This window comes from Streptomyces sp. bgisy130, from assembly GCF_057708345.1.
In genome coordinates, this window is record NZ_JBYISA010000036.1 from 1 (window position 1) to 23,044 (window position 23,044).

Annotated in this window: 17 protein-coding genes and 1 riboswitch; of the genes, 7 read left to right on the forward strand and 10 right to left on the reverse strand. The window is 71.6% G+C overall.

What is annotated here, in order from left to right; all coding sequences use genetic code 11:
* The coding region (locus tag AC3EUV_RS31195; RefSeq protein ID WP_435604413.1) for a hypothetical protein at positions 1 to 139 on the reverse strand (139 nt) is incomplete at its 3' end.
* 159 nt (positions 140 to 298) lie between these two features.
* Positions 299 to 516, reverse strand: a riboswitch (cobalamin riboswitch).
* A 170-nt stretch (positions 517 to 686) separates the two neighbouring features.
* On the opposite strand from AC3EUV_RS31195, the gene AC3EUV_RS31200 reads away from it, so the two are divergent.
* Complete coding sequence (locus AC3EUV_RS31200; RefSeq protein WP_432145602.1) at positions 687 to 1,745, forward strand: aldo/keto reductase; 1,059 nt, start codon at positions 687 to 689, stop codon at positions 1,743 to 1,745.
* Positions 1,746 to 1,856: 111 nt separating this feature from the next.
* Here the strand turns inward: AC3EUV_RS31200 and AC3EUV_RS31205 are convergent, their stop codons facing one another.
* Both AC3EUV_RS31205 and AC3EUV_RS31210 read right to left on the reverse strand, forming a co-directional pair.
* Positions 1,857 to 3,032, reverse strand: coding sequence for a L,D-transpeptidase family protein (locus AC3EUV_RS31205; protein ID WP_432145603.1), 1,176 nt, complete (start codon positions 3,030 to 3,032; stop codon positions 1,857 to 1,859).
* A 232-nt stretch (positions 3,033 to 3,264) separates the two neighbouring features.
* Complete coding sequence (locus tag AC3EUV_RS31210; RefSeq protein WP_432145604.1) at positions 3,265 to 4,488, reverse strand: DUF6777 domain-containing protein; 1,224 nt, start codon at positions 4,486 to 4,488, stop codon at positions 3,265 to 3,267.
* A gap of 375 nt (positions 4,489 to 4,863) precedes the next feature.
* On the opposite strand from AC3EUV_RS31210, the gene AC3EUV_RS31215 reads away from it, so the two are divergent.
* A complete protein-coding gene (locus AC3EUV_RS31215) occupies positions 4,864 to 6,204 on the forward strand; it encodes a streptophobe family protein (protein WP_435604387.1) in 1,341 nt (446 codons plus the stop codon).
* 7 nt (positions 6,205 to 6,211) lie between these two features.
* Here AC3EUV_RS31215 and AC3EUV_RS31220 read toward each other — a convergent pair whose 3' ends face one another.
* Genes AC3EUV_RS31220 through AC3EUV_RS31230 form a run of 3 tightly spaced genes read right to left on the reverse strand, consistent with a single transcriptional unit; the run spans position 6,212 to position 10,372 of the window.
* Positions 6,212 to 7,255, reverse strand: coding sequence for a serine/threonine-protein kinase (locus AC3EUV_RS31220; protein WP_432145605.1), 1,044 nt, complete (start codon positions 7,253 to 7,255; stop codon positions 6,212 to 6,214).
* Positions 7,252 to 7,968 (reverse strand): hypothetical protein, encoded by a 717-nt coding sequence (locus AC3EUV_RS31225; protein ID WP_432145606.1) that lies wholly within the window; start codon positions 7,966 to 7,968, stop codon positions 7,252 to 7,254. The genes AC3EUV_RS31220 and AC3EUV_RS31225 overlap by 4 nt, the downstream gene beginning before the upstream one ends.
* A gap of 16 nt (positions 7,969 to 7,984) precedes the next feature.
* A complete protein-coding gene (locus AC3EUV_RS31230) occupies positions 7,985 to 10,372 on the reverse strand; it encodes an ABC transporter ATP-binding protein/permease (protein WP_432145607.1) in 2,388 nt (795 codons plus the stop codon).
* Positions 10,373 to 10,762: 390 nt separating this feature from the next.
* On the opposite strand from AC3EUV_RS31230, the gene AC3EUV_RS31235 reads away from it, so the two are divergent.
* Complete coding sequence (locus AC3EUV_RS31235) at positions 10,763 to 12,349, forward strand: nucleobase:cation symporter-2 family protein (RefSeq protein WP_435604388.1); 1,587 nt, start codon at positions 10,763 to 10,765, stop codon at positions 12,347 to 12,349.
* A gap of 90 nt (positions 12,350 to 12,439) precedes the next feature.
* On the opposite strand, the gene AC3EUV_RS31240 is transcribed toward AC3EUV_RS31235, so the two are convergent.
* On the reverse strand, positions 12,440 to 13,165 hold the full coding sequence (locus AC3EUV_RS31240) for a transcriptional regulator (RefSeq protein ID WP_435604389.1): 726 nt from the start codon (positions 13,163 to 13,165) through the stop codon (positions 12,440 to 12,442).
* Positions 13,166 to 13,818: 653 nt separating this feature from the next.
* Between AC3EUV_RS31240 and AC3EUV_RS31245 the strand changes: the two genes are divergently transcribed.
* Together AC3EUV_RS31245 and AC3EUV_RS31250 are read left to right on the forward strand one after the other, a co-directional pair.
* Positions 13,819 to 16,209: a glycosyltransferase gene (locus AC3EUV_RS31245; RefSeq protein ID WP_435604390.1), complete on the forward strand. Its 2,391-nt coding sequence runs from the start codon at positions 13,819 to 13,821 to the stop codon at positions 16,207 to 16,209.
* On the forward strand, positions 16,206 to 17,396 hold the full coding sequence (locus AC3EUV_RS31250; RefSeq protein ID WP_435604391.1) for an acyltransferase family protein: 1,191 nt from the start codon (positions 16,206 to 16,208) through the stop codon (positions 17,394 to 17,396). The genes AC3EUV_RS31245 and AC3EUV_RS31250 overlap by 4 nt, the downstream gene beginning before the upstream one ends.
* A gap of 80 nt (positions 17,397 to 17,476) precedes the next feature.
* Here AC3EUV_RS31250 and AC3EUV_RS31255 read toward each other — a convergent pair whose 3' ends face one another.
* Together AC3EUV_RS31255 and AC3EUV_RS31260 are read right to left on the reverse strand one after the other, a co-directional pair.
* Entirely contained in the window at positions 17,477 to 18,274 is a 798-nt protein-coding gene (locus AC3EUV_RS31255) for a maleylpyruvate isomerase family mycothiol-dependent enzyme (protein ID WP_435604392.1), read from the reverse strand.
* A 127-nt stretch (positions 18,275 to 18,401) separates the two neighbouring features.
* Positions 18,402 to 20,372 (reverse strand): APC family permease, encoded by a 1,971-nt coding sequence (locus tag AC3EUV_RS31260; RefSeq protein ID WP_432145613.1) that lies wholly within the window; start codon positions 20,370 to 20,372, stop codon positions 18,402 to 18,404.
* A gap of 289 nt (positions 20,373 to 20,661) precedes the next feature.
* Here AC3EUV_RS31260 and AC3EUV_RS31265 point away from each other — a divergent pair, with 289 nt between their 5' ends.
* Positions 20,662 to 21,117 (forward strand): DUF4118 domain-containing protein, encoded by a 456-nt coding sequence (locus tag AC3EUV_RS31265; RefSeq protein WP_435604393.1) that lies wholly within the window; start codon positions 20,662 to 20,664, stop codon positions 21,115 to 21,117.
* Positions 21,118 to 21,129: 12 nt separating this feature from the next.
* Here AC3EUV_RS31265 and AC3EUV_RS31270 read toward each other — a convergent pair whose 3' ends face one another.
* On the reverse strand, positions 21,130 to 21,714 hold the full coding sequence (locus AC3EUV_RS31270; RefSeq protein WP_432145615.1) for a helix-turn-helix domain-containing protein: 585 nt from the start codon (positions 21,712 to 21,714) through the stop codon (positions 21,130 to 21,132).
* A gap of 36 nt (positions 21,715 to 21,750) precedes the next feature.
* Between AC3EUV_RS31270 and AC3EUV_RS31275 the strand changes: the two genes are divergently transcribed.
* On the forward strand, positions 21,751 to 23,016 hold the full coding sequence (locus tag AC3EUV_RS31275) for an alpha/beta hydrolase (RefSeq protein WP_435604394.1): 1,266 nt from the start codon (positions 21,751 to 21,753) through the stop codon (positions 23,014 to 23,016).
* The last annotated feature ends 28 nt before the right edge of the window (positions 23,017 to 23,044 follow it).

The window sequence follows — 23,044 nt, forward strand, 5'->3', positions numbered from 1 at the left end:
CCCCCCCCCCCCCCCCCCCCCCCCCCCCCCGGCCCTTCCAGTAGCCCTCGATGGCCTTCTTGAGTTCACGGTTCGGCCCCTGACGGGGGTAGCCGTGCACGGTCGCTCGTGCTGCCGCGGCTGCGGACCTTCTGGTCACGGAACTCTCCTTCGCGAGTCTGTCTCCATGGACCACGGGACGGGTCGAGGGCGCGAAGGGACGGCAAACCCGGCGGGACCCGGCGCTCTTCCGCCGGCCGTGCCCGCCCGATGTGTCCGCCGACCCGCCCTCGAGGTCACCGAGATCACCCCGCGCACCGGTCGCGCGGGGGCACTGGCAGGTCTTCGGACTCGCGGGCACATCCGCCGAAGGCGGACATCTACTGGCCGTCGCTTCCCAGACCCGGCCGGGCCCAGTGCGTATGACGGCGGTCGTTCCCACTCACCGCTGCGGGGCAGTCCCGGAATTCCACCGGGTTCCCTCTTGCGACGCGCCTGCCTGGCGGGCAGGGCGAACCAGCTGCACGCGCCAGCCTAGGCGCTGCCGCCCGCAGGGGACACCGCCACCGGACCTCCCGTAGGTGACATCGGCCACCGCAGGGAAGGCAACGCGCCCCCGCCCGCGGTGCCGTGGCTTGCCATCGAGTGCGCTCCAGCTCCTAGCGTGGGCGCACGACGTACCGCTGTCGCTGAACGAAGGGAACCTCGTGCGCTACACACTGTTCGGCAGGACCGGTCTACGGGTGAGCGAGCTGAGCCTGGGCGCCATGACCATGGGCGACGACCGGGGGCAGCGCGCCGCCGAGGACACCAGCGGCCGGATCCTGGACGCCTATACGGACGCGGGCGGCAACTTCATCGACACCGCGAACATCTACACCGGCGGCGCCTCCGAGCGGATCCTCGGTGGGCTGCTGGAAGGCCGCCGGGACCGCTTCGTCCTGGCGAGCAAGTACACCTGTATGACCCGCCAGGGCGATGTGAACGCGGCGGGCAACCACCGGAAGAACCTGGTGCGGTCGGTGGAGGCGAGCCTGGACCGGCTGCGCACCGACCACCTCGATGTCCTGTGGGTGCACGCCCGGGACAACTTCACGCCCGTGGAGGAGGTCATGCGGGCGCTCGACGACGTGGTGCGCTCGGGAAAGGTGCTCTACATCGGGGTGTCCGACTGGCCCGCCTGGGAGATCGCGCAGGCCAACACCCTTGCCGAACTACGCGGCTGGACCGCGTTCGCAGGCTCCCAGCTGCGCTACAACCTGCTGGAGCGGACGCCGGAACGGGACCTGCTGCCGCAGGCCCGCGCCTTCGATCTGGCCGTGCTGGCCTGGGCACCGCTCGCGGCCGGCAAACTCACCGGCAAGTACCGCCGCGGGGAGACCGGCCGGCTGGCCGGCGTGGACGACGGCGCCACCCCGAACCACCATGAGGAGGAGACCCTCACCGCGGTGCTGGAGATCGCCGAGCAGGGCGGCTGGAGCCCCGCACAGGTGGCCCTGGCCTGGCTGCGCAGCCGGCCCGGCAACATCATTCCGATCATCGCCGCCACCAAGGAGAGCCAGCTGCGCGACAATCTCGGCGCCGTCGACGTCACCCTGGACGCCGACGCGCTGGACCGGCTCGACCGGACCAGCCAGGTGCCGCTGGGCTTCCCGCACGACTTCCTGCGGCAGCCGGGCGTCGTCGAGAACGTCTACGGCGACCGCTGGGCCGACATCGAGGACCGGCGTTCCACCCACCGCCGTACGGTGAGCGGCATCCGCTGACCGGACGCACCCATACGGACGCCCCAACGCCGGACGCGCCAACGACGGACGCCGCCGCCTGAACTGTCAGGCGACGGCGTCCGTTTGGCTACCGCGGGAGCGCGGGCCGGGTCAGCGCAGCGCGCTGCGCTGCTGCCACTGCTGCCAGCTCTCCTGCCAGACCTCCAGGCCGTTGCCGACGTCGGTCTTGTTGGTGTTGGTGGTGTTCTTGACCTCGACGGTGGAGCCGATGGTCAGGAAGTCGTAGGCCCTCTTGGCGTCCGAGGTGGTCATACCGAAGCAGCCGTGGCTGTTGTTCTCCACGCCGATCGACTTGTTCCACGGGGCGGAGTGCAGGAACGTCCCGGACGCGGTGAGGTGGGTGACCCACTTGGAGTCCAGCATCCACTCGCTGCCGTGGCCGATGGTGGCGGAGTCCATGGTCTCGGCCGCGTTCTTGCTGCGGACGGTGTGCACCCCGCCGCGGGTCGGGTCCTGCGGGGAGCCCGCGGAGCCGGAGATGGTGCCGACGCTCTTGCCGTTCTCGTACATCGTCATGGTGTGCGAGGGGACGTCGATGACGGCCTTGTGGTCGGCGCCGATGGTGAAGCCGAAGTTGTAGTCCCGCGCGAACCAGCCGCCGTCACCGGAGTTGATACCGGACAGCGCGCCCTTCACGGAGACCTTGGTGCCGGACGGCCAGTAGTCCTTGGGCCGCCAGTCGATCCGGTCCTTGCCGGAGTAGTCCTTGACCCAGCCCCAGGAGCCCTCGACCTTGGGCTGGCTGGTGACCTTCAGCGCCCGCTCTATCTCGGCCTGCCGGTCCTTGGCTATCGGGTTGTCGAAGAGGATCGAGACCGGCATTCCGGTGCCCACGGTCTGCCCGCCGGACGGGGTGTTGGTGAGCTTGTTGACCTTGCCGGCCTTCTCCGTGGTGAACTTGGAGGTGGCCGAGGACTCCTTGCCCCCGTCGGACTTGGCCTTCGTCCGCACGGTGTACGTGGTCCCCGGCATGACCTTGCCGTCCGACTTCCATGCCGCGCCGTTGCCGGACAGTTCTCCGGAGACCTTGCCGCCCTTGTCGTTCTCGACCTCGACCGAGGTGAGCTTGCCGCCGTCGGCCCGTACGGATATCTCGGAGCCGAGCTTCGCCGGGGTCTTTCCGGCGGCCGGGGTGACGGTCACTTTGGTGGCCGGCTGGTCGGCCTTCGACGCATCGGCACCACCGCCGCACGCGGTGAGCAGCGCGGCGGCCGCGGTCAGGGCGGGTATCAACCGGGCGGAGTGGCGACGTGGTCCGGCGAGCACGAGGGTCCCTTCAAAGCAGAACAGCTGACAGTGGCGGAGCCCGGGCCCGTGAGGGGATGACCGTCAAGGGACGCCAAATGCCCCCGCCGCATAACCAGAGGGGCTGTTCGCTGAAGTGGTTGTCTCGTACACCGGAGGAATAGGACACAGTTCGATATCGGGGCGGGAAACCGCGACGGCGGACGGCCTTCCGGCCGCCCGCCGCCTCGTCTCTACTCCCTGTCGCCCGGTGTCAGGAGGACCCGCCGCCGGTGGCCCCGCCCTGGGTCGACTGACCGCCGCTGTTCCCGCCGGTCGTGCTTCCGGTCGTGTTCTCGCCGGTGGTGCTCCCGTTGGTGGTTTCGCCGCTCGTCCCGGGCTCCGGCGAGGTGTCACTACCGGTCGAGGTGCTGCCATCGGTGGGGGACGTGTCGGTCCCGCCGTCGGGGGACCCCGTCCCGCTGTCGGTCTCCGACGGCGGGGTGCCGGTGTCCCCGGGGGGCTGTTCGGTGGACCCGGGGCTGGTCTGGCCGGGCGACTGGCCCGGCGGGGGCTGGGACGAGGTGGGACCGCTGGGGGTCTCGGCCGGAGCGGTCGTCGGGCGGTCCTCGGCGCCGGTGGTGCCCTCGGGGCGCTTGAACCACTTGCCCGTCTTCGGGTCGCGCAGGGTGAATTCCTTGATCTTGTGCTTCGAGGGCTTGACGACGACCGCGTTCGAGGACTGGTATCCGGCCCACTTGGTGCCGACCGTCTTCGCATCCTTGAGCTCGGTCGGCGGCGTCAGCGGGTTGCCACACTTGCAGCGCACCCGTGGCACCCCGTAGGAGTCGACCATCACCGCGGTGCCGGACTGGAGCACCGACTGGAAGGTGGTGGCCTTGCCGTCCTTGAAGCCGTGGTTGGTGACCCGGGTGTCATAGATCAGCTGAACGGGCGTCAGCGACCGCAGATAGGACGGGACGTCCCCCGGCTTCTTGCCCAGGACGCCGGCGAACGCCTGGTTCTTCGCGGGGGCGCTCGTCAGATAGCTGATCTGCTTCTCGACGTCGCAGCTCGCGCTGTTCTCGGTCCCGCCGTAGAGGCCGGGCGTCGCCCCCGAGAACTTGCTGTGGCCGCCGCCGGACGGCTTCTTCGGTGTGGCGGACGAGGTCGCGGAGGACTCGTTCGCCGACGACGGGGTGACCGGGTCCTGGCCGGTCGAGGCGGCCGGTTCGGCGAACACCTCACTGGTGCCGCCCCCCGGACGGGTGAAGACGACGATCAGGATCACCGCCACGACCACGGCGGTGGCGATGATCGCGACCCGTGGCGCGGACCGCCACCAGGGCCCGCCGGCTCCGGCACCCCCGCCGCCGCGCCCGCCTCCGCCGCCCCCGCCCCCGCCGCCTCCGCCGCCCTCGCCGGGGCCGCCCGGCGGCGGGCGGTAGCCGGGCTGGGTGGGCTCCTCCGGCGGTGCCTGCCCGGGCCATGAGCCCACCTGTGTCGGCTCGTGCCCGGGGCTGGACGGCGTACCGGAGAGCGGGCCCGACGGCGGTCCTGTCGGGTGGCTGTCAGGCGGCGGTGGAGATGTCACGGGTGCCTCTTCCGACGCGTGTGGGCCATCCGGCTATGCGAATTTTGCCCGGTTTGTCTAGGTCAAGGACATTGTGTGTCCGGGAGTCGCGCCGTCCGCAAGCGGGGCGGCACGCCGGTGCTTACGGTGGTGCGTGCATGCCGCCCCTGCGGCAATTGCACGGAAATGCGTGTTCCGCGGTCCTGGGAAGCACCTTCCGTCGCCCGTCGGCGCATGCGTCACCCCAGGCGGACCGTGGCCACCGCGGTCCCGTGCCCGGCAGAAGAGAGGTTGAGCCAGATGCGAGGCCTCGCGTCAGCCGGTTCCCCGGGCCCGGTGCGTTCCCATGGCGCACCGCCCGCCCTCCGGGCCTGGGCACAAGCGCTCGGCGCGGCCGTGGCGGCCCTGGTCACCATGATCGTGGTCGCCGCCATCGGGCTGTGGGCGGCGGGCGCCACCGACCTCCCCGGCGGGGCGTTCCCGTCCGTGGTCGCGGCCACCGTGCTCGTCGCGGCCGGCGGCTCGGTGGGGCTGTCCGGCGACGCCGGGATCATCGCCGAGGCCAAAGCCGCCCTGGACGTCGTCCCGCTGTCGGTCACCCTCGCCGGAGCGCTGGTGCTGGCCTTCGGCTTCCTGCTGCCGCTGCGCCACCGGGCGGTGGCCGGCACCCGCGAGCTGCTCGCCCGGATCGCCCGAACGGCGGTCTGCTGGCTGGTCCTTCTGCTGCTGCTCGCGCTCGCCGCCCGGCACAGCTTCCGGATCTCGGTGGGCAACGACCTCGCCGAGCAGATCGGATCCGAGCTGGGCGCCACCCCCACCGTCGGCTTCCGCGCCGATGTGCCCGCGACGCTCGGCGTCGGGCTGCTGTGGGTACTGGCGCTGCTCGCGCTGACCTTCCTCGTCTCCCGGCGCGCCCCGCTCTCGCCCCGGCTGCTGCACTACCAGGGCTCCGTACGGCCACCCGCCTACGCGATGGTGCTGACGCTGCTCGCCTACGCCGTGATCGGGCTGGTCGTCGGCATCGTCGAGCTGATCGCGAAGGGCCGCCCGTCCGAGACCCTCGCGGTCATCTTCCTCGGGCTGCCGAACGTGGCCTGGATGGCGCTGGGCATCGGCACCGGCGGCGCCTGGGTGGGGCATGTCGACAAGGCCCTGGGACTGCCCCTGCCGCACGCCCTCGACCAGGTGCTCCGCACCCACGGGCAGCGGACCCTCGACCTCGGCGCGCTCGCCGAACAGGACCGCCGGGCCTGGCTGCTGGTGGCGGTGGCGGCCGTGGTGCTGCTCGCCGCCGCCTTCACCGCGGCGGTCCGCTCCCCGGCCCGGCTGCCGGCCTGGCGGCACGCCGTCGGGATGGCCGTGGCACTGGCGCTCACCCTGTTCGTCGTCGGGCTGCTCACCCGCATCTCCGCCCACTACGGGCTCTCCGTCATCGGCGTCGGCGACCTCGGCGGCGACCTGGGCGGCGAGGTCACCCTGGAACCGCAGCTGCTCCAGCTGGTGGGCGTGGGCCTCGCCTGGGGACTGGTCACCGGCTTCCTCGGCAGCCTGCTGGCGCGCGGCGTACGGCATCCGGGTGAGGTGGGGGAGTCGCGCGGGGGACGGGAGCCGGACGGCGGGCGGGAGCCGGGCGGGAGTTAGGCCCCCCCTAGACCGCCGTCCGCCCCGGGAACATCGGCGTCGCCCAGCGGGGCGGTGGCGGGGGTGCCGCGCTGCGCCGGCCGCCCTGGTCGACCTGGGCGTCGACCTGGGTCATCGGGTGCGTCTGCGGAGTGCCGGCCGGCGTCGCGGGGACCGTGGCCCGGCCGGCCGCGCGCAGTGCCGCCACGAATCCCCGGCAGGTCTCGTAGCGGTTCTCCGGTGCCTTGGCCAGGGACTGGGCGAACACCGCGTCGACGGTCTCCGGCAGATCGGGCCGCAGTTCCGTCATGGCCGGCGGCGGATCGTACTGATGCGCCCACAGCAGCGCCATGTCGTCGTCGCGGCGGAACGGCGGCGCCCCCGTCAGCATCTCGAACAGCACGCAGGCCAGGCTGTAGACATCGCAGCGGCCGTCCACCGGGCGGCCGGAGATCTGCTCGGGCGCCACATAGTCCAGCGTGCCGACGAACTGGCCGACACTGGTGAACCCGGTCAGCGACAGGGACTTCTTCGTCAGCCCGAAGTCGGTGAGATAGGCGTGCTCGGGGCGGTCGCTGTCGGTGCCCTCGGCGATCAGGATGTTGCCTGGTTTGACGTCCCGGTGCACGAGGTCGTGCGCATGGGCGGCGTCCAGCGCGGAGGCCACCTGGAGGGCGATCCGGCAGGCGGTCTCCAGTGACAGCGGCCCGTCGCGGTCGAGCAGCGCCCGCAGGTCCCGGCCCTGGACGTAGCGCATCGCGATGTAGAGCACGCCCTCGGTCTCCCCGGCCTCGAAGACCGGCACGATATGCGGGTGGTCGATCGCCGCGGCGACCCGCGACTCATGGGCGAAGCGCTGCCGGAAGGTGTCGTTCCGGGCGAGCTCGGGCGCCAGCAGCTTCAGCGCCACGGTACGGCCGAGCCGCAGGTCCTCGGCGCGGTAGACCACCGCCATCCCGCCCCGCCCGATCTCGTCCTGGAGCAGATACTCGGCGATCTGCCGCCCGCGCAGCCCGGAGGAGTCGGGAGCGGTGGAGCCGTCGTGAGACCGGCCTGGTCCCGCACCGTTCACCGGATCTCACCCACGGGGTTCGGCGGCGGGGGCGGCCGCTCGCCGGGGTGCAGGGCGCGGGTCGCGGCGGGGTCCTGGGGCGGCCCTTCCGGCGGGCCTGATGCCGTGGGGTCCGGCGCCGGGCCGGGCCCGCCCGCGCCCGAGGGGGCCGCCGGGTCCGCCACCGGACCCGGCTCGTCCCGCGCCTCCTGGCCCGTCCCCGACCCGGGCCGCTCCCCGGACCGCGACGACGGACCCGCCGTCACCGCGTACGTCTCCAGCGACACCCCGTCGCAGTAGCACCACCGCTCGTGCCGGGCGTCGTAGAGCCAGACCGCATCGCCGTCCACGACGATCCCCAGCCGGGTGCCGCGGGTGCGCCGCGCGAACGACTCGCCGTCCAGCTGCCCGGCGGCCAGCTCCTCGATCAGCTTCCGGTACCGGCTCAGTTCCCCCTCCACGGCGCCCAGCAGCGGGCGGGGGTCCGCGGTCCGGGCGGGGGCCTGTGCGGCGGCCGGCGGTTCGCGCGGGACGGCCAGCAGCAGCCGGCCGTCGACCCAGGTCGACCAGCCGTTGGAGCACAGCGCCAGCGCCCAGTCGCCGCGGCGGTCGATGATCTGGACCGGCAGCAGCGGATCGAGCGGTGCGGACGGCCGGGTGGTGTCCGGTGCCGACCAGGTCGCCATACCCTCCGGGGGGACGACATGGCTGGGGAGGAATTCCGGCGAGGTCACAGGTGGCTCCTCGGCACTACTTGCGCATGATCTCGGGCTCGTGCCGCCGCAGCAGCTTGGTGACCACGAATCCCAGGAGCAGGGAGAGCACGATCATCATGCCCATGTTCAGCAGCCAGATCCCCGGCTTGTGCTGGAACAGCGGGTCCGCGGTCCCCTGCGGCATGATGTGGTGCAGATCGATGGTGCCCGCCATGGCCCCGAGCGCCCACCGGGACGGCACCAGCCAGGCCAGCTGCTCCAGCACCAGCACCCCGTTCAGTTTGAGCAGTGCGCCGCAGAACACGACCTGGATGATCGCGATCAGGACCAGCAGGGGCATGGTGACCTCTTCCTTCCGCACCAGCGCGGAAACGAACAGGCCGAGCATCATGGCGGTGAACGCCAACAGCGCCACCGCGAGGGTGATTTCGATCAGCGGCGGCATCAACACCCCTTTGCCGCCGGGCGCGTTCAGCTTGACGCCGATCAGCGCCACCAGGGTCAGCACCACGGCCTGGACGATGGTGATCGCGCCCAGCACCAGCACCTTGGACATCAGATACGCCGAGCGGGACAGGCCGACGGCTCTCTCCCGCTGATAGATGGTCCGCTCCTTGACCAGCTCCCGCACCGCGTTGGCGGCGCCGGTCAGCACCGCTCCGACGCACAGGATCAGCAGCGCGTTGACCGCCGAGTCCTGGGTGAGCGCGGACCCGGCCAGGGCGTGCGCCATCGCTCCCATCACGAACGGCAGCGCGACCATGATGATCAGGAAGGTCCGGTCGGCGGTCAGCGCCGCCGCATAGCGCCGGACCAGCGTGTGCAGCTGTTTGGCCCAGCTCTGCGCCTTTGGCGCGGTCACCGGGCCCGCGGGGGCCTCGGGGGTGCGCGTGGGCTGATGGGAGTCCGCGGCGACATAGCGCCGGTGCTCGGGCGAGGCCCGGAACTGCCCTGCCCAGTCACGCTTTTTGTCGTTCTCGAAGGCCTCGAACGCCTCCGGCCACTGCTGGTACCCGAAGTAGGCCAGCGCCTCCTCCGGCGGCCCGTAGTAGGCGATGGTGCCGCCCGGCGCCAGGACGAGCAGCCGGTCACAGACGTCCAGGCTCAGCACGCTGTGGGTGACGACGATGACCGTACGGCCGTCGTCCGCCAGCCCGCGCAGCATATGCATCACGGAGCGGTCCATCCCGGGGTCGAGACCGGAGGTCGGCTCGTCGAGGAAGAGCAGCGACGGTTTGGTCAGCAGCTCCAGGGCCACGCTGACGCGCTTGCGCTGGCCGCCCGAGAGGCTGTGGATCGGCTGAGTCGTCCGCTGGTCGAGGCCCAGTTCATGGATCACCTCGTCGACCCGCGCCTGCCGCTCGGCCTTCGCGGTGTCCTCGGGGAAGCGCAGCTCCGCGGCGTAGCTCAGGGCCCGGCGCACGGTCAGCTGGAGGTGCAGGATGTCGTCCTGCGGTACGAGCCCGATGCGCTGGCGCAGCTCGGCGTAGTCGCGGTAGAGGTCACGGCCGTCGTAGAGCACCGTGCCGTCGTCCGCGGGGCGCAGCCCGGTCAGCGCGTTGAGCAGGGTCGACTTGCCGGCGCCGCTGGGTCCGACCACGGCGAGCAGCGTCTTCTCGCCCACCGGGAAGGAGACCTGCTCCATCAGCGTCTTTCGGCCGTTGTCGACCCGGACGGCCAGATCCTGTACGTCCAGCGACACCTCACCGGTGTCGATGAACTCCTGGAGTTCGTCGCCGACCAGGGCGAACGCGGAGTGGCCGATGCCGACGATATCGCCGGGGATCATCGGCGCCCGGTCCACCGGCCGGCCGTTGAGGTAGGTGCCGTTGTGGCTGCCCAGGTCGACGATCTCGAAGCCCTTGGCACCGGCCCGCAGCTCCGCGTGCCGCCGGGAGACCGAGAGGTCGTCGACGACCAGGTCGTTCTCGGGTGCGCGGCCGATCCGGGTGGTCCGGGCGGCGGGCAGCGGGCGTACGGAGCTGGGTTGGCGGAAGGTGTGGGTGCCGGCGGGGTGCGAGACGGCGGAGGGCCGTTCGACCCGGGTCGGCGGTGACGCCGGTGCCGAGGGCGCCGGCGGGGCGGGTGGCGGGGGCGGTGGTGACGCCTTGGAGAGCACCGCACACGGTCCGTCCGCGGGGTTGCCGAACCGGATCACACTGCCAGGCCCGACCCCGGTCTCGTGCACCCGCCGTCCGTCGGCGAACGTGCCGTTGGTGCTGTCCTCGTCCTCCACCGTCCAGTGGCCCGACTTGGTCCGCAGCACCGCGTGATGCCAGGAGACCCGGGCATCGTGCAGCACGAGTTCGCAGGCCGGGTCCCGCCCGACGTGATAGGTGCGGCTGGGGCTCATCACCTGGGTGCTGCCGTCGGACTCGATGACGAGTTCCGGCGCGGTGGGCGCATCCTGCCGCTCAGCCATACCAAAATGCTACGGCCGTGAGCCGGGCTCCGCCTGTCGGCACGGGACCGCCCGCGGCGGACAAAGTCCCCTTCCCAAAACGGTATTTCGGGGCATGATCACCCTTTATGCGAGCGAATACGGCCGGTTACTCGCGAGAAACGGCACAGGTCAACTAGGGTGAACGCTCCGATTGGTCCCCCCCTGCAAATTCCATGGAAATGCCGGAATTTGCCGCGCTGGTCGAAAGAAGTCCTGCGGAACCCGGGACGCACAGTGCGGTGCAGGGCTACGTGGTGTCGGTAACACCGCTGAACGTCGGCTTTGTAAGACCCAGCCGGCCCGTCCGTCCTCCGGGACACGACGGGCCGGTCCCTTCTTATTCACCTACCTCCTGAAGGCAAGGCAGAGATGGCACGAGTCTCCCGACAAGACCCCGAGCAGTTCTCCCAGCAGCGGCCTCACCCCGTCGACGAAGTACTCCCCGTCGGCAAACTCACCCTCTACGGATTCCAGCACGTCCTCGCGTTCTACGCGGGAGCGGTGGTCGTCCCGATCGTCCTCGGGAACGCCCTGGGTCTGTCCCGCACGGAGCTCGTCTATCTGATCAACGCGGACCTGCTGACCTGCGGTGTCGCCTCGATCATCCAGGCCCTCGGCGTCTGGAGGATCGGTGCCAGGCTGCCGCTGGTCCAGGGCGTCACCTTCACCGCGGTCTCCCCGATGATCGCCATCGGGCTGGGCGCGGGCGGCGGCACCGCCGGTCTGCTCGTCGTCTACGGCGCGGTGATCACCGCGGGCATCGCGACCTTCCTCTTCGCGCCCTTCTTCAGCAAGCTGGTGAAGTACTTCCCGCCGATCGTCATCGGCACGATCCTCACCATCATCGGCCTCACCCTGATCCCGCAGGGGCTGAAGGACGCGGCCGGCGGTGCCCAGTTGATCGGCCACCCCGAATACGGCGACCCCAAGAATCTCGCCTACGCGCTGGGCACCCTGATCTTCGTCCTGCTCGTGGTCCGGTTCGGGAAGTCGTACCTGAGCAGCCTCGCCGTGCTGCTCGGCCTGGTCGCCGGCACCGGCGTCGCCTGGCTCCTCGGCGATGTGGATTTCGGCGGCGTGAAGAGTGCCGCCTGGTTCGGCGTCAGCACGCCGTTTCACTACGGAATGCCGAAGTTCGAGCTGTTCCCCATCATCGCCATGGTCGTCGTCATGCTGATCACCATGGTGGAGACCACCGGAGACGTCTACGCCATCGGGGAGATCACCGGGAAAAAGGTCGACAACGACACGGTCGCCAATGCGCTGCGCGCCGACGGTGTCGCCACCGTCCTCGGCGGAATTTTCAATTCCTTCCCCTACGTGGCCTTTGCCGAGAACATCGGCCTGGTGCGGATGTCGAAGGTCATGAGCCGCTTCGTGGTGGTCGCGGCCGGCGGCTTCATGATTGTCATGGGCTTGCTGCCGAAGGCGGGCAGTGTGGTGGCCGCCATTCCGCATCCGGTGCTCGGCGGTGCCGCGATCGCGATGTTCGGCATGGTCGCCGCGGTCGGCGTCCAGATCCTCGGCAAGGTGGATCTGCGCGACGAGCGCAACGCCCTGATCCTCGCGGTCAGCCTCGCCGCCGCGCTCCTGCCGGGCGCGGTCGAGCCGTTCTTCACGCGGATGCCGGAGGACGTCCGGGCGGTCCTCAACAGCGGTATCACGCTGGGCAGTCTGACCGCCGTCCTGCTGAACCTCTTCTTCAACGTCTTCACCCGCCGGAAGACGATGGAGATCGACTGGGACGAGATCGAGGGCGACGAACCGGCGGAAGCGCACGAGCCGTTCGGCGCGCCCGCTCCGGCGGAACCCTACGCCCCGCAGGCGGCGGACCCGTACGCCCCGCGGCCCGCGGACCCGTACGCCCCGCAGGCGCCCCACCGCCCGGGCCCGCCCCACCCTCCGGGCCCGCAGCACCCGCAAGGCGGACCGGACTGGGGGATACCCGGCCGCTGAGCCGGTCCGCCAACGACCACGGGCGGGAAGGGAACCGGTGTCGGGTTCCCTCCCCGCCCGCTTTTCCGCCGGTGCCCGCCCTCGTCCACGTCAGTACGTCGGCACCGTGTTGAACGGCGGCGCCTCGCCCGCATCCCCGATCAGGTCCCAGAAGTGGTCCACCAGCCGGCGCAGATACGCCGAGCGCTCGGCCGCGACCTCCTTGAGCCGGGAGTCGTCGTTGCGTGCCACCACATGCCCCATGTAGCGCTCGGAGAACTCCGCGAACTCCCCGTGCATCGTGCGCAGTGCGTCGCTCACCCGCGTCTTGTTCAATGTGGTGATCTTGGTGACCGGCCCGACATGCGACTTCCAGCGCCCGTCGATGGCCGCCCGCAGATGCCCGGACAGCTCCTCGTCCCGGTCCATCACCCCGATCAGCTTCCGCAGCGACAGTCCCAGCGCCTCCACCAGCGCCTTGGTCTGCCGGTAGTCGCCGTTCCACTGCCGTGCCGACTCGGCCGCCCAGTACAGGGCCGGGTCCATCCCGATCAGCTGCGCCAGCCGCTCCACGCTCAGCTGGCGGGCCATCCGGTGCTCGGCCAGGGTCCGCGGCTCGACGCCCATCAGCACCGTCGGCGGGCACCACAGCACATCGGCCAGGACGAACAGCTGCGCCTCGGTCGGCATCTGGGATCCGTACTCCCATGCCTCGACCAGCTCGGGGCGGACCGGCGTACCGCATGCCGTCATGGACTGGGCGACCTGAGCCGTACTCAGGCCCACCCGGGCCCGCGCGGATCTGGCCTCGGCGGGGGAGAAGGGAGTGCTGTACACGTACGGGACACCTCGCTGCACCCGGCGAACGAGGGGTGCTTGGGGGGAGAGGGCATGGAGGAACATCCAGGAGCGGGCAGATTAACAGATGGTCGATAGGTACGAATCCACAGTTCCCCTTCGACTCGAAGGCTGGTGGGGGCGTGCGGACGAGCCCGCGGGAGATGTGCGCTATCTGTCCGATTTCCCACCGCAACTCGCTTACTGGGTATAGCCGAAGCCCCGGTGCTTACCGGGCGGTAGTGATGCGTTGAGACCGTGCGGACGGCGGGACGTAATCAGAGCGTTACGCAGAAGCAGGGGTGGCGTCACCGTTTGCGTCGAGGCTGAAGTCGTCGACGGGCACCGCAGCACGGGCCCGGCGACGGCACACCCGACATCCGGTCCTCCCCCACAATCCGATCAGGATGGGACCCCACATATGCGATCAGTGCTGGAACGCGCCCATGCGTTCCGAGGCTTGGAGCCTGCCTTAGCAGCCGTGCGCCCGCGCGCCCGGGTCCGTACCGACGGGAGACGGACCCGAAGAGCGACCGCGATCCGTGTATCTGTCATGCATCTGACAGCCGGCTAGGAGGTCCGGACCGCTGCCGCCGACGCGGCGCGGCCGGGCCCGCTTTCGCATGCCTCCTTGCACGAAAGGACATTCCGAGGTGCTCACTTCGCACCGCACCACCTCCCAGGGCTCCCCCACGGCCCTGCTCGACGCCGCGGACCCCGCCGCCACCACCACCCCCGCCGACGGCTCCCGCGGCGGCGGGCATGTGCTCGTGGTCGGCGCACCCGGACCCCGCCTGGAGCGCCTCACCCGGACCCTGCGCGCCACCGGCCACGAGGTCAGCCACGCCCCGCCCGGCGAGGTCGACCGGCGGATGGGGCAGGCACACCCGGACGCCATCGTGGCCCTCGACGACCGGGGCGCACCCGGCGCCCACGACGACAGCGGACTCGACGTGATCCGCGAGGTCCGCACCGTCCCCGCCGGCCGGGCGCTGCCGCTGCTCATGGTCACCGCCGGCCCGGAACCCTCCGGAGCGGCGGACCTGCTGCGCCACGGCGCCGACGACTGCGTTCCGGAGGCCTCCGACCCGGACGAACTCTCCGCCCGTATCGAGGCCAAGCTCCGCCGCGTCCCCGTACCGGTCGAGAACCTGCCGCGGGACCCGCGCACCGGCCTGTACTCCCACGCGCACTTCCTGGACGAACTCGACCGTGAACTGCGGCGCCCCGAGGCCGCCCGCAACGGCGGGGTGCTCGCCGTGGTCGGCGTGGCCGAGATGGCCGCCCTGGAGGCCCGGCTCGGACCGCGAATACGCCGTGAGGTCGCCGAGCGGCTGGCGGGCGTCGCGGAGCGGCTCGGCAGCTTCTGCGACCGGCTCGGCTGGGACGACGACGGCCAGCTGCTGATGCTGCTGCCCGGGGTCGACGAGGAGACGGCCCGCCGCGGGCTGGAGAAGTTCGCCGCGACCGTGGCCGGCACCCGGTTCATCGTCGCGGACGAGAACGTCCGGCTCACCCCGGCGATCGGCTGGCTGCCGCTGGCCGGCTGCGCGGACGGCGGCCGGGCCGCCGGACAGGCCCGGGACGCGGTACAAGAGGCGCTCCGCCACCGGGATCTGCGCCCCGTGCGGTACGCGCCCTGGATGCGCGGCACCCCGCACCGCCACCGCCGCCGGTCGTTCAGCGCGCTGGTCCGGCCCGCCCTCTCGGCGCTCTCCCCGGTCCTGGCGCTGCTGCTCGGCGTCGCGGTGCCGTTCGTGCTCTACCTCCAGACGTACGCGCTGGGCTGGGACCTCGGCTCCGCCATGTACTGGGTGGTGGTGGCCGGACTGGTGCTGTCCGCGCTGCTGATCGTCCTGGAGTGCCTCTTCTCCCTCGACGCGGCCGCCAGGCCCGGGGCACCCGGCGCGCCCTACCCGCCCGCCAGCGCGGTCATCGCCGCGTATCTGCCCAACGAGGCCGCGACCATCGTCGAGACCGTCGAGTCGTTCCTCCGCCTCGACTACCCCGGCGAGCTGGAGATCCTGCTGGCGTACAACACGCCGCATCCGCTGCCCGTCGAGGACACCCTCCGCGAGATCGCGGCCCGCGACCCCCGGCTGGTGCTGCTGCCGGTCGCGGGCAGCACCTCCAAGGCGCAGAACATCAACGCCGCGGTCACCCGGGTCCGCGGCGAGTTCGTCGGCATCTTCGACGCCGACCACCACCCGGCCCGGACCGCGTTCCGGGACGCCTGGCACTGGCTGTCCAACGGCCATGACGTCGTCCAGGGGCACTGCGTGATCCGCAACGGCGAGAGCTCCCGGATCGCCGAGCTGGTGGCGGTGGAGTTCGAGGCGATCTACGCGGTCAGCCACCCGGGCCGCACCCGGCTGTACGGCTTCGGCGTGTTCGGCGGCTCGAACGGCTTCTGGCGTACGGATCTGCTCGCCCGGATCCGGATGCACGGCTCGATGCTGACCGAGGACATCGACTCCACGCTGCGCGCCCTGGGCGAGGGCGCCCGGTTCGCCGTCGACCGCACCCTCATCTCCCGCGAACTGGCGCCCACCACCCTCAAGGCGCTGTGGAACCAGCGCTCCCGCTGGGCACAGGGCTGGCTCCAGGTCTCGCTCCGCCATCTGTGGCGCAGCCTGCGCTCCCCGGCCTTCACGCCCCGTCAGAAACTGGGTCTCTGCGTCCTGTTGGGCTGGCGTGAGGTCCAGCCGTGGCTGACGCTACAGATCCTGCCCATCCTGCTGTACTCGGCCTGGAAGGCCGGCGGGCTGCACCGGCTCGACTGGGCGGTGCCGGTGTGCGTACTGGCGGTGCTGTTCACCATGGCCGCCGGGCCGGTGCAGGCACTCTTCGCCTGGCGGCTGGCCGCGCCCGAACTCCGCACCCGCGCCCGGTGGTTCTGGTCCTACCTGTTCGTCTCGACCTTCTTCTACAGCCACTTCAAGAACATGGTGGCCCGGCAGGCGCATCTGAAGGAGGCGCTGGGGGACCGGCAGTGGCGGGTCACCCCGCGGACCGCCGGCACGAAGGCGGTGGCCCGCCGATGAGCCGCACGGACGCCGCTCCGGCCCGCGGCCGGGCAAGCGCCATCGACGGCTTCCGCGGACTCGCCGCGCTCAGCACCGTCGCCTTCCACGTCTGGCAGCAGTACTTCCGCTACGACGCACAGGGCAGCCACCCCCCGGTCGACAACCCGGCCCTCGGCGCCGTCCTCTCCCTCGAAGTCATCGACCTCTTCTTCGTGCTGTCGGCGTATCTGCTGACGCTGTCGTACGCCCGGGCCGCCCTCGACGGGGGCTCGACCCGGCCGGCCCGGCTGTTCCTCTTCCGGCGGGCGATCCGGATCCTGCCGCTGTACTTCCTGGCGGTGCTGGTCGTCTGGGCGACCCGCAATCCGACCCTGCCGGGCAACTGGCGGGACCTGGTCGAGCACCTCACCTTCACCCATGTCTTCGACCAGCAGCGGATCTTCTACACCCTGGGCCCCACCTGGTCGCTGTCGCTGGAGGTGCTCTTCTACCTCGTCCTGGTGGCGCTCGGGCCGCTGGCGGTCCGCGCCTGCCGTCCGCTGCGCCGGCGCCGTACCAGGGCGGCGGTGTGCGCGGCGGGCTGTCTGTTCCTGTACGCCGTGCCGCTCGCCTGGATCGCCGTCGCCCACTACCGGTTCGGGGTGCCGCACACCGACTGGGTGGTGTACTTCGGCCCGCAGGCCCGCTTCGGCGGCTTCGCGGCCGGGATGGGGCTGGCCGTGCTGACGGCCGCCCTCGGTGACCGGGGCCGCCTCGGGCCGCGCACCGCACTGCCCCTGGCCGCGCTCGCGCTGGCCGGGCTGTTCGCGCTCTCCCTGGACTCCGGCCCGGAGAACTTCACCTTCACCTTCTACCACCCGATCGCCTCGGTGCTGTGGGTGGTGCTGATCTTCAGCACCACCCACGTACATCAACAGACCTTCTGGCAGGGCCTGTTGACGGCCCGCTGGCTGACCGCCGCCGGACTCGTCAGCTACAGCCTCTTCATCTGGCACGAGCCGGTCATGCTCCAGCTCCACAACGCCGGCCTGCTGCCCACCGGGCAGTCGGGCTTCCTGCCGGCCCTGCTGATCGTGTTCCTGGTCGCGGTGCCCGTGGCGGCGGCGAGTTACTGGCTCATCGAATACCCGGCGAGCCTCCTCGGCCGGCTCAAGGACCACCGCGGCCGGCCACGGGAGTTCTACCCGGAGCCGGCCACCCGCTGACGGCGGCCGGCGGGCCCGTGAGCTTGCCCGCCGCGCGGAGTTGCCGGTCCGCGGAGACGCGCGGACCGGCAACTCCCGCCTCAGAAGGCGGAGTTGGTGAACCAGCGGGTCAGCAGGGCCTCGTTGCCCACGGTCTCGACGGCGTCCGTGCCGCGGTCCAGGCGCCCGTACAGGAGCAGCAGCAGATCCGCCGAGGTGCCCTTGACAGCGGCGTCGGCGGGGGTGGCTGCCGCGTCCCCGGTCCGCGGCTCGGTTCCGAAGCCGTCGGGCCGCAGCCGGACCAGCCAGTCGCCGTCCGTGTCGGTGCAGCGGAAGCGGAGGGTTTCGTCCTCGCCGCGCAGCCGGGCCACATTGGGTGCGAAGAGTGTGGCGTACGGGAGGTTCGTCAGGAACTCGTCCACGCCGTCCGTCGCGAGTGCGGGGTCGATCACCGGCCGACGGCCGAGCGCGCGCTCCGCGTCCGTGCGGTGCACCAGGGTCTCGAACAGCATCCGCCGCATCCAGAACCGGGCGTGCTGATCGGCGCCCCATGCCCACATCGGGGCGTCCGGGTCGGTGCCGGCAAAAGCGTCCGCGGCCTCCGCGGCACTCGCCGACAGCCAGTCGGCCCAGCCGTCCTCCGCCGTCGGGAGATGCAGCTCCACCTCCCGGCTGCGCGGCGGTTCCTGGACCAGCCGGCGCAGCAGCACGGAGAACATGCGCTGCACGCTTCCGGTGTGCTTGACCAGGTCGCGGAGCGTCCAATCCGGGCAGCCGGGTACGGGGACGGTCAGGTCCGCGCCGTCCAGCGCCGCCACGAATGCGGCGGTCTCGGTCGCGACGGCGGCGCGGTGCTCGGCGGGACCGACGGCCCAGCCCGCGGGGTGAGAGGTGTGCATGGCCGGTGGTTCCCGATCTCTCCGGCCCGGCGACCGGTACGGCCGGGCATCTGTGCGCAGCCTGCCACAGCCGGCGGGCGGGGGAGCCGGGCCCCCACCCGCGTCGCCGGGGACCGGCCGGGGCGGGTCAGCCCACGTGGACCCGGGGCCGCCGGGCCGGGTCGGGCTCGGCGCGGCGCAGCACCTCCCGGGTGACCGGCGCGACCTCGCCGTCGCCGAAGACCAGGAAGCGCAGCAGATGACTGAGCGGATGGCCCTCGGTCCAGTTGAAGTAGACGTGCGGCACCTCGCCGGTGTGCTCGCGCAGCTGCATCAGGACGGCGGCGATGGTGTTCGCCACACCGGCGCCCTCCACCCGCAGGATTTGCGCCCCGTACCGCTCCTCGCCCTGGACGTTCAGGTCCGTGGTGAAGTCCGAGGAGTCCCGGACGGTGACCTCCAGGAACAACACCGGCCGCCCATCGGGGATATGGGTCTCCTCGCGCTGGCTGTACTCCTTCTCCCGGTACTCCGCCTCGTCCCGCTCATCGGGCTCGTTGGCGATGACCCGCAGTGGCCCGGCCGCCAGCGCGGCGTCGATCAGCCGCTGCGCGGTCTCGTCGAAACCGACCTGTACGGCGCGCAGTTCGAAGGCCCGGTGCACCCGTGAGGCGAACGAGGTCAGCAGGATGCCGAGGATGAACAGCAGGGCGATCTTCAGGCCGTCCGGCCGTTCGATGACATTGGTGACGAGGGTGTAGCCGAAGACGAGGGTGATGGCGCCGAATCCGATGGTGCCCGCCCGGTGGTGGCGGTGGCGGGCGGCGACGGTGGAGGCGAAGGACGCCGAGAGCATCAGCACCAGCACACCGGTCGCATACGCGCCGCTCTGCTCATCGACGCTGGCGTTGAACAGGACGGTGATGCCGAAGGCGATGGCCAGGAAGATCAGCACCAGCGGGCGCACCGCCCGCGCCCACTCCGGGGCCATGCCGTAGCGCGGCAGATAGCGCGGGACGAGGTTGAGCAGTCCGGCCATCGCCGAGGCACCGGCGAACCAGAGGATGGCGATGGTGGAGAGGTCGTAGACGGTGCCGAAGGCCTCGCCGAGGTGCTGGTGCGCCAGGTAGGCCAGCGCCCGCCCGTTGGCGGAGCCGCCGGCCTCGAACTCGTGCTGCGGGATGAGCAGCGTGGTGGCCAGGCTCGACAGCAGCAGGAAACCGCTCATCACCAGCGCCGCGGTGGTCAGCAGCCGGCGGGTGCCGCGGATCCGGCCGGCCGGGTGCGCCGCGGTGTCCGCGGCATCGCCCTGGACCTGCGGCATGACGGCGACGCCCGTCTCGAAGCCGGACATGCCCAGCGCCAGCTTGGGGAAGACCAGCAGCGCCACCCCGACGATCGCCAGTGGCGAGGAGTGCGCGGCGGTCATGGCGCCCCACCAGTTGTCGATCACCACGGGGTGCGACAGCACCTGCCAGGCCGAGGTGGCCAGGACGACGACGTTCAGCACCAGATAGGTGCCGACCAGGCCGACGGCTATGCCGATCGCCTCACGGAAGCCCTTGAGGAACACCGCGCCCAGAGCGGCCAGCAGCACCAGGGTGATCCACAGGTTCGCGCCGTGCAGCAGCGCAGGGGCGAACGGGTTCTCCACGACGTGCGCCGAGGCGTCCGCGGCCGACAGCGTCATCGTGATGATGAAGTCGGTGGCGGCGAACCCCAGCAGCACCAGCACCAGCAGCTTCCCCGCCCACCAGGGCAGCAGCCGCTCCAGCATGGCGATCGAACCCTCGCCGTTCGGGCTCTCCTTGGCGACCCGGCGGTACACCGGCAGCGCGCCGAGCAGCGTCAGCGCGATCAGCACGAGCGTGGCGAACGGCGACAGCAGCCCGGCCGCCAGCGCGGCGATACCCGGCTGGTAGCCCAGGGTCGAGAAGTAGTCGACACCGGTCAGGCACATCACCCGCCACCAGGAGTGCCCCTTGTGCTCGGCCGGCGGGGTGCCGTGCGGCCCGGGGTGGCGGGCGGCCTGACTGCTCAGCCCGTCCAGCAGCCAGCCGCGCCACCGTCGGGAGGTTGGGGCGGGGGGAGGCTCCGGGGCCGCCTGGACACTGGTCATGCGGGTACGTCCTGCCGATCATCGGTCGTCGGTTCGGGCAACGAGGAGCGAGTATGCATCACCGCGTGAGCGGCACCCCGGCCCACCCCGCGTCCGGCGACATCGACCGGTTCACCCCCTGGCGTCAAGACCGTGTCAGAAAGCGTCCATTGCCCGTACGCAGGGCGTTAAAGACTGCGCCACGGTGCTCCCGGACCGTCCCCGGGGCGCAATCTGGCGGCAAGGGTCCACCGCGGATCCACGGGACCACACCGGTCCGCCGCACGGGCCGCAGCAGGAGGTGCTCCCCATGACCACCCTTCACCGCCCGGCGCCCCCGCTCCGCCCATGCCGTCCCCACACCACGCAGTTCCCCCAGGTCAGGCCGCAGCCAACGCAGCCGGCCCACCGGGTGCCGCCGGACCGCACCCTCGGCCGTGACCTCGCGCTGCCGCTCGGCGCCGTAGGGGCGGCCCTGCTGGTAACCGCCCTGATGCTGACCGGCGGGACCGCCCAGACCTCCGCCGCGCTGGCCCTCTTCGCCCTGCTGACGCTGGCCGTGTCACTCCGCGCCCGCCCGGCCCTGGCCCCCGTCGCGGCCCTGGTGTCCTGGATGTTCTACGACGGCTTCGTCCTCCACCAGCACTCCGAACTGGCCTTCCACGCCCCGGACCGGATGAGCCTGCTCATCCTCCTCCTCGCCGCCACTTTGGGCGCGGGCTGCGCGGCCGGCGTACGGGCCGTGCGGCGGAGGCGGGTTGGCTGAGGGGGCCGGCGGTCAGGTGCCCGTCTCCTGACCGTCTCCAGCGCCCGATGACTGCTCGGCGTCCCGCTGCGGGTCCTCCACAGGGAAGTGGATCGGGCTGAGCAGGTACTGCGCCCGCTCGGGGCTCGGCCGGTGTGCCAGCCTCGGTGCGATGGCCGCGCGCAGCTCGACGATCAGCTCCGTCAGCTCCGCCGGGCTGAGCCAGAGCGCATGCTGCCGGTACCCCACCTGGTCGGCCACCGGGTCGGCGCCCTCGCGGTCGAGGTAGGCGTTGAACTCGGCCAGCAAGGCGGTCATCGCGGTGGCGAAGGTCTGCCGATGGTCTTCGGGAGTGAGCGCACGGGCCACCTCGGAGCCGATCACGGCCCGGTCCTGTCGCAGCCGGTAGTGCCGCTGGACCGCGCCGCGCACCCTGCGCTCCTCGGCCACCTCCAGGATCCCGCCGCCCACCAGCAGATCGATGTGCCGGTAGACGGTGGCCTTGGAGGCTTCGGGGATGCGTGCGCAGAGCTGAGCGGTGGTCTGAAGCCGTCCCCCGCCCATCGCATGGACGATCCGCAGCCGGATGGGGTGGGCGAGCAGTTCCAGGGAGTCCATGGCTCAACCTTCTCATGAATGCTACCTTTCTCAATCGTGAGAACGGATGCTGAGAGCAGAGCACTGGAAGTGGCGCGCGAGCTCGCCGCGCTGCTGCGCGCAGAGCGTTTCGACGAGACCGTGGAGCTCTTCGCGCCCCCGCTGCGGGCCGCGGTCTCCGCCGAGGCGCTGCGGCTCGCGTGGGCGGCCGAGGCTGCCGGACACGGCGGGGTCAGGGCGGTCGAGGAGCCGGCCGGCGAGGCCGGTGAAGCCGGTTCGGTGCGCGTGCGCACCCCGGTGACCTGCGCCAACGGCCGCTTCACCGTGGTCACATCGGTCGGCGACGACGGCCTGCTGCACGGACTGCGGCTCGATCCGCACGATGCCGCCGAGTGGCAGCCGCCGCACTACGCGGACGAGGGCCGGTTCACCGAACGGGAGGTCATGCTCGGGACGGGGCCGCTCGCCGTACCCGGCACGCTCAGCCTGCCCGTCGGCCCCGGACCGTGGCCCGCCGTGGTGCTGCTCAGCGGCGGCGGCGCGTTCGACCGGGACGGGAGCAGCGGCCCGAACAAGCCGCTCAAGGACCTCGCCTGGGGGCTCGCCACCCGGCAGGTGGCCGTACTGCGCTTCGACAAGGCGACCTTCGCGCACCCGGACCGTCTGCCCTCGGACTTCACCATGGCCGACGAGTACCTGCCGGCTGCGCTCGCCGCCGTCCAACTGCTCCGGCAGCAGCCCGAGGTGGCCCCGGACCGGACCCATCTGCTCGGCCACAGCATGGGCGGCAAGGTGGCGCCCCGGATCGCCGCCGCCGACCCGTCGATCGCGGGCCTGGTCCTGCTCGCCGCGGACACACAGCCGATGCACGAGGCGGCCGTCCGGGTGGCTCGCCATCTCGCGGAGCTCGCCCCCGGGCCGAGCGCGGACGAGCTGGTGTCGGCCCTCATACGGCAGGCCGCGCTGGTGGCCGGGCCGGAACTCACCCCTGACACCCCGTCAAAGCTGCTGCCACTGGGCTTCTCCGCTGCCTACTGGCTCGACCTGCGCGCCTACGATCCGGTGGCCACAGCGGCCGGACTGGTCTGCCCGATGCTGATCCTGCAGGGCGGGCGGGACTACCAGGTGACCGTCGCCGACGACCTGCCTCGCTGGCGGGAGGGCCTTTCGCACCGGCCCGAGGTGGCGATCCGGATTCACCAGGACGTCAACCACCTCTTCTTTTCCGGCAGCGGCCGACCCACCCCGGCCGAATACGCGCGCCCCGGACATGTGGACCCGGCGGTGGTCGAGGAGATCGCGACCTGGCTGGTGCGCCAGTAGGGGAGGCGGGCCGGGTGGCGGCCGGCAC